The 5,278-nt window shown below is 72.1% G+C and carries 4 protein-coding genes; 3 read left to right on the top strand and 1 reads right to left on the bottom strand.

Features of this window, described 5'->3' with window-relative positions; all coding sequences use genetic code 11:
* Positions 1-172: 172 nt before the first annotated feature.
* Positions 173-1,381, top strand: a complete 1,209-nt coding sequence (locus ACFXB5_RS52415) for a type ISP restriction/modification enzyme (protein WP_385222904.1) — start codon at positions 173-175, stop codon at positions 1,379-1,381.
* Between the two features lie 178 nt (positions 1,382-1,559).
* Here the strand turns inward: ACFXB5_RS52415 and ACFXB5_RS52410 are convergent, their stop codons facing one another.
* Positions 1,560-1,823, bottom strand: coding sequence for a hypothetical protein (locus tag ACFXB5_RS52410; RefSeq protein ID WP_385222901.1), 264 nt, complete (start codon positions 1,821-1,823; stop codon positions 1,560-1,562).
* Between the two features lie 222 nt (positions 1,824-2,045).
* Between ACFXB5_RS52410 and ACFXB5_RS52405 the strand changes: the two genes are divergently transcribed.
* Together ACFXB5_RS52405 and ACFXB5_RS52400 are read left to right on the top strand one after the other, a co-directional pair.
* Complete coding sequence (locus ACFXB5_RS52405; RefSeq protein WP_385222898.1) at positions 2,046-3,560, top strand: DUF4331 domain-containing protein; 1,515 nt, start codon at positions 2,046-2,048, stop codon at positions 3,558-3,560.
* A 205-nt stretch (positions 3,561-3,765) separates the two neighbouring features.
* Entirely contained in the window at positions 3,766-5,127 is a 1,362-nt protein-coding gene (locus ACFXB5_RS52400; protein WP_385222895.1) for a tetratricopeptide repeat protein, read from the top strand.
* The last annotated feature ends 151 nt before the right edge of the window (positions 5,128-5,278 follow it).

Below are 5,278 nucleotides of genomic sequence, written 5' to 3'. Positions count from 1 at the left end.
CCGCCTAATAGCGCGCGCGCGTGCGGGCAACACCCCGCGCGCGCGGGGGGGGGGGGGCTGCCCATCTTTTTGGGATGGGGGCGGGGAGGGGAAAGATCCCAGCCGGTCAGCCACCGGAGCGGCGGCGGACGACGTCAGGCAGACCCCTGGCGGAAGGGGCAGCATAGATACCATGCCGGGCGTGGGAGAACGTGAGGCGCCGCCGCTGGGGGACCTGATGCCGTGGGCCGTGGGGCCGCTGCGGCTCGGGCGGGCCTGGGTCATGGGACCGGACGCGGCCTCGCTCGGGGCGCGCTGGGAGCGGCTGACCCGGGCCGAGGACGAGGCGGCGCGGGCCGCGCTGTTCCGGCCGACCCGCGCCCGTACGCTGCACAGCTCCGTACCGCAGTTGCCCGGCCAGGCCACCTCCACGGCCCGGTTGGCGCGCGAGGACGGGCCGTGCCCCGAGCCGGTGCGGATCGGGCACGGGCCCTTCGACCAGCAGTGGCTGATACCGGATCACCGGCTGATCGACGCCGCCCGCCCCGAGCTGTGGCGGGTGGCGGACGACCGGCAGATCCATGTCGTCGAGGCCGCGGGACCGGACCCGGACCCGGTGCTCACCTTTTCCGCGCTGCTGCCGGACGGCCACTCCCCCGCGGGCCGCCCCGGCCGGATCCGTCCGCTCTACCGCCGCCCCGGCGGGCAGGAGCCCAATCTCGCGCCCGGACTGCTGGACCATCTCACCGCGCGGCTCGGCCGCCCGGTGACCGCCGAGGACTTCCTGGCCTGGACCGCCGCCACGGCGCGCGGCGCGCCATGCGCCGTACCCCTGACCGCCGATCCGGAGCTGTGGGAGTCGGGCGTGGAGCTGGGCCGCCGTGCGCTGTGGCTCCATACGCGCGGGGCGCACAGTGGTGAACGCCCGCGTATGCCGGGCGGCCGGCGCCCCTATGTGCGGGCCGCGCTTCCGTCGAGCGGGCTGCCGGGCTCCCTGGACTACGACCCGGACGAGGAGGCCCTGCTGCTGGGCGAGGGCCGTATCTCCCCCGTCCCCAAGGCCGCATGGGACTTCCAGGCGGGCGGGGTGCGGGTGCTGGAGACCTGGTTCGAGCAGCGCACCGCCCCGCGCGAGCCGGGCACGCTGGAGGCGGTCGGCCCGGCGGGCTGGCCGTCCGCGTGGACCTCGGAGCTGCTGGAGCTGATCACCGTGCTGGCGCTGCTCGCCGAGGTGCGCCCGGAGCTGCGGGCCCTCGCCGACCGGGTGGCGGACGGCGCGCTGATCGACGCGGCGGAGCTGCGGGGGGCGGGGGTGCTGCCGGTGCCCGGCGCGGCACGGCGCCCGGCGTCCGTACTGGACCACCACGAGGAGGGCCCGGAGGGGCAGTTCGCCCTGCTCTGAGCCCTCTGAGTCCGAACCCTCGGAAACGCTGGCCGGACGCCCGGTCATGGCCTCTCGTCGGCATCCCACGGCGACAGCGACGTGGAGTGGATCACAGCACGGACTCACCGGCTGGAGCGAACCGGATGACCCCGTGCCTGCCCGGGATGACGACGAAGACGCCTACGGGCCGGCCGGGTCAGCCGTGGTTGCCGAACAGCGAACGGCGCAACCGGCGCAGCGGCGCGAACAGCGACACCCGCGCACTCCGGCTGTTCTTCGCGCGCGCGTGATCGCGCGCGGTCAGCTCCTGCATCAGCACCGCCGCGCTCTCCGCCTCCCGCTGCGGGACGGCAGGGCCGCCCATCACCGCGAGGTGGCGCTCGAGGCGCGCACTGGACGCACCGCTTCCGCAGTTGATCGCAGGCACTCGTGGCCTGCTCCGTACCGTTATCTGCTCCATGACACTCCCCACCCGTACGAGGGCACCCGCCCCGGGCAGAGTAACCCTACCTCCCCGAGCCGTCACCCACGCATCCCAGGTTCCGGATTCACCACCGCGTCAAGGGTGTTGACGATACCTATCACGCGCAAACAAATTCCCGGGCCGACCAATCCATTCGTTCGCCAGGTCCGAATAGCCGCATGAAGGACTGCTCCAACAAGCGTGCGAAGGACCTACAGGATGACCGCAATCACCAAGAGCTTGGCCACGCTGGTCAGCTGCGCACTGGCCGCCGGCGGGCTCACTGCCGCCGGAGTGGCCGTACTGCAGCCCGGGACGGCGCAGGCTTCGAGCCACCGCGAGGCGCCGCTGATCTCCGGTCAGCCGGAGTACGACGCCACGGACGTCTACGCGTTCGTCAGCCCGGACAAGCCGGACACGACCACCATGGTCGTCAACGCGCTGCCGTTCCAGGACCCCGCGGGCGGCCCCAACTTCTACAAGTTCGCCCATGACGCCCGCTACGACCTGCACGTCGACAACGACGGCGACGGCCAGGGCGATCTGCTCTTCCGGTGGACCTTCAAGGACCACCTCAAGAACGGCGACACGTTCCTCTACAACACCGGGCCGGTGAACTCGCTCGAGGACGCCACCCTCAACTTCACCCAGACATACGACCTCGAAGTCATCAAGCTGAAGAATCAGAAGGCCGTCGCCCGCGCCAAGCTGGGCAGCGATCTGCCGGTCGCGCCGTCGAACGTCGGCAAGGCGTCCATGCCGGACTACCAGAAGCTCCGCGACCAGTCGGTGCAGAAGATCGGCTACAGCGGGGGCTCGACCGCCTTCGCCGGTCAGGCCGACGACCCGTTCTTCCTCGATCTGCGCGTCTTCGACCTGCTGTACGGCGGCGACATGTCCGAGGTCGGCAATGACACCCTCAAGGGCTACAACGTCCAGTCGATGGCCCTCCAGGTGCCGACGTCGGCGCTGACCGAGTCCAAGGACCAGCCGGTGATCGGCGTCTGGGCCACCACCCACCGCCAGACCGCCGACGGCGACTGGACCCAGGTCTCCCGGCTCGGCAGCCCACTGGTGAACGAGGTGGTCATCCCGCGCAAGGACAAGGACAAGTTCAACGCCTCCGCGCCGTGGGACGACGGGCAGTTCCTGAAGTTCGTCCAGGACCCCGAACTCCCCAAGCTGGTCGAGCAGATCTACAAGATCAAGGCGCCGGACACCCCGCGCGACGACCTCGTGCAGGCGTTCCTCACCGGTGTGCCCAAGCTCAACCAGCCACCGAACGTCCGGCCAGCCGAGGAACTCCGGCTCAACACCTCCATCGAACCCAACGGCAGCCCCAAGCGGCTGGGCGTCCTGGACGGTGACAACGCGGGCTTCCCCAACGGCCGCAGGCTCTCCGACGACGTCCTGGACATCGCGCTCCAGGCCATGGAGGGCGAGCTGCTCGGCAAGAAGAACGACCTGGGCGACGCGGTCGACGAGAACGACCAGAAGTTCGGCGGCTCCTTCCCGTATCTGGCGCTGCCCAGCTCCGGTTCGGACGCCAAGGCCGTCTCGAAGAGCGCCGGGCAGTCGCTGCTGAACGGCGGCTCGGGCGTCGGCTCCTCCTCCGACGACAACATGCTGCTGGCCGGGTCCGCGGCGGCCGGTGGCGGGGCCGTGTTGCTGCTGGGCCTCGGATTCCTCTGGATGCGGTCGCGCCGGCGGGGTCCGCGCGTGCGTCGGCACTGAACCACGGGTGTGTCGAACCCGTACCACCGGGCGCGGCCCCGCCGAAACCCGCGCGGCGGCCGCGCCCCGCACCCACACCTCATCCGTCTCATCCGTCTGTTCCATCTCTTCCGTCTCTTCCGTCTCTTCCGTCTCTTCCGTCTCTTCCGTCCGCCCGTCCGTCCGTTCCATGCGTTCGTGCTCATCGCGAAAGGCAGCTGTCACCATGGCTCTTCGGCCATCCCTCCCCCCTACGGCCCGGACCGCGGCCGTGGTGTTCGCGCTCGCGGCCGGGCTGACCGCCGCCTCGATCGTGATCGACGCCTCGGACGGGCCGGGCGGGTCCGGCGGCGGCCAGGACGCCGCCCGCGCGGTGCACCCGGCCGCCGCGCGGTACGAACAGCTCAGCGGCGACGGCCTCGCCCGGCAGATCGAGGCGATGCAGACCCATCTGCGCGGTGAGCCGAAGGACGCGGAGAGCTGGGCCGGTCTTGGCTCGGCCTATGTCGAGCAGGCCAGGACCAGCGGCGACCCCACCCGCTATCCGCAGGCGGACAAGGCGTTCGCCCGGTCCCTGTCCCTCGAGCCGCGCGACAACGACGTGGCGCTCGCCGGGCGCGCCTCGCTCGCCGCCGCCCGCCATGACTTCCGGGGCGCGCTGCGCGACGCCGACAAGGCCCTGAAGGTGAACTCCTACAGCCAGGGGGCGCTGGCCGTCCGGGTGGACGCCCTCGTCGAACTGGGTCGCTACAAGGACGCGTACACGGCCGCGAAGAAGGCCGACTCCCTGCGCCCCGGCATCCCCGTCTTCACCCGCCTCGCCTACGTCCACGAACTACGCGGCGACCCGGCCGGGGCGCGCCGGGTACTGCTGCGCGCCCAGGACTCCGCCACCTCGCCCAGCGATATCGCCTATGTGTCGACCGCGCTCGGCCAACTGGCCTGGAACCAGGGCCAGTACGACACCGCGCGGCGCGCGTACGGCACCGCGCTGCGCGCCGTCCCGGGCTATCTCCCGGCGCTGGAGGGCCAGGGCCGCACATCGGTCGCGGACGGCCGCCAGAAGGCGGGCATCCGCGATCTGGAGGCGGTCGTACGGCGCTATCCGCTGCCCGCCGAGCTCGCGGCCCTGGGCGAGGCGTACGAGGCGCGGGGCGACCGTTCCAAGGCGCGCGGGCAGTACTCGGTGGTCGACACCTGGATCGCGCTCGCACGGGCCAACGGGGTGGCGACCGACCTGGACAGCGCGCTGGTCGCGGCCGACCACGGCGATGTGAAGGAGGCGCTGAAGGCGGCCCGCGCCGAGTGGGACCGACGGCGGACCGTACACACCGCCGACGCCCTGGCCTGGGCCCTGCACCGCAACGGCAAGGACGAGGAGGCCCTGGAGTACGCCGAGCACGCCGCCGAACCGGGCTACCGCAACGCGGCGTTCCTCTACCACCGGGGCGTCATCGAGAAGTCCCTGGGCGACGACGGATCGGCGCGCCGCCACCTGAAGGCCGCGCTCGACCTCAACCCGGGCTTCTCCCCCACGGGCGCGCGGGCGGCGAAGGCGGCACTGAAGGAGCTGGAGGCCGCCCGATGACGATCCCCCACCCCGCCCCTCCCCGAACCGGGGACCAGCCCCGGGCCCCGCGCCTGGGGCTCCGCGCCCAAAGCGGCGCCGACGAAACCCAGAACCCCGGGCAGCGCGCCCATTGGCCGCTGACAGCCCCTCCCCAAACCGAGGACAAACC

The sequence above is a fragment of the Streptomyces sp. NPDC059455 genome (assembly GCF_042750115.1).
In the GTDB taxonomy this organism is placed as follows: domain Bacteria; phylum Actinomycetota; class Actinomycetes; order Streptomycetales; family Streptomycetaceae; genus Streptomyces; species Streptomyces endocoffeicus.
Note: the sequence above shows the minus strand (reverse complement) of the source record. Positions and strands in the feature narration are given on the sequence as shown.

Excerpts from the sequence above, each read along its gene's own strand:
- ACFXB5_RS52410 (WP_385222901.1), bottom strand. The coding sequence starts at position 1,823 with ATGGAGCAGATAACGGTACGGAGCAGGCCACGAGTGCCTGCGATCAAC.
- ACFXB5_RS52405 (WP_385222898.1), top strand. The coding sequence starts at position 2,046 with ATGACCGCAATCACCAAGAGCTTGGCCACGCTGGTCAGCTGCGCACTG.
- ACFXB5_RS52415 (WP_385222904.1), top strand. The coding sequence starts at position 173 with ATGCCGGGCGTGGGAGAACGTGAGGCGCCGCCGCTGGGGGACCTGATG.
- ACFXB5_RS52400 (WP_385222895.1), top strand. The coding sequence starts at position 3,766 with ATGGCTCTTCGGCCATCCCTCCCCCCTACGGCCCGGACCGCGGCCGTG.